Genomic DNA, 1,082 nt, shown 5'->3' with positions numbered 1-1,082 from the left:
GGCGACCTGCTGGGGCTGCCGCCCGGCGCGCGGTGGCCGGCCGGCCCACCCGGTCGCGGCCTCCTCGTGCGGCGTGGGCGCCCCTGCGTCGTCCAGGTGGCCGTTCCCGACGCCGTCGCCGACGCTCGGGCGGGCACGCCGGGCGCACCGACCGGTGCCTGAGGTCGCCCGTCCCGGCCCGGTGCGCACGGCCGGCGCGGACGACCCCGTCGTCGAGGCAGGCGAGGACGGCGCGCAGGGCCCCTGTCGCCGGCGCCCTGGCCACGCACGCGGCTCCCACGACGTCGGGCGCGCCGCGGCGCCGGGTCGCCGGCGTGTGGTCTGCTGCGGTCGCGGGAGTCCGGGGTCCCGGGCACCCGGGCGTGCGAGCCCGGCGCGGGCGCCCCAGCTGCGGGCGCGGGGCGCCGGCGTGGCAGGAGCGGGCGGCGAGGAGCACCGCGGGGCGTCCGCCGGTGACGACGAGCAGGAGACGACGTGGGCGAGGCACCGCAGGCCGGCGCGCCGCAGGGCGCGCAGCCGCCTCCCGGTGGGACGGCGGAGCAGGGCCAGGACGAGCCGGCCCCGGGCCGGGACGCGGCGGGTCGCGTGGTGCGACCCGCTCGGCCCGAGGACGTCGCGGCCCTCGACGGCCTCGTCCGACGGCTCGCGCTGGACGAGCGGGAGCCCGACGCGGTCGAGGCCTCCCCGGACGACCTGCGGCGCGCGCTCTTCGGCCAGGACGCCGTCGCCGGGTGCCTCGTCGCCGAGGTCGGCGGCGAGGTCGTCGGCATGGCCCTGTGGTGGACGACGTACTCGACGTGGCGCGGACGACCGGGCGTCTGGTTGGAGGACCTCGTGGTGCGCCCGTACGAGCGCGGCCGCGGCCACGGGCGCGCCCTGCTGGAGGCCCTGGCGCTCGAGTGCTCGCGGCGCGGCGGCGCCCGCCTCGAGTGGTCGGTCCTCGACTGGAACGAGCCCGCGCGCGGCTTCTACGCCGCCCTGGGCGCCTCCCCGCTCGAGGACTGGACGACGTGGCGGCTGGACCGCGACGCCCTCGCCGCGCTGGCCGGGCGCGCGGCGGGAGCGCCCGGCGCGACCGGGAC

1 protein-coding gene is annotated in these 1,082 nt (G+C 81.4%); it reads left to right on the top strand.

All coding sequences use genetic code 11. From position 1 onward, the window contains the following. Positions 1-474 precede the first annotated feature (474 nt). A partial coding sequence (locus HLB09_RS20230) for a GNAT family N-acetyltransferase (protein ID WP_322790248.1) occupies positions 475-1,082 on the top strand: 608 nt, incomplete at its 3' end.

This window comes from Pseudokineococcus marinus, from assembly GCF_013004605.1.
Classification (GTDB): Bacteria; Actinomycetota; Actinomycetes; order Actinomycetales; family Quadrisphaeraceae; genus Pseudokineococcus; species Pseudokineococcus marinus.
This window is presented reverse-complemented; position numbering and strand designations above follow the sequence as displayed.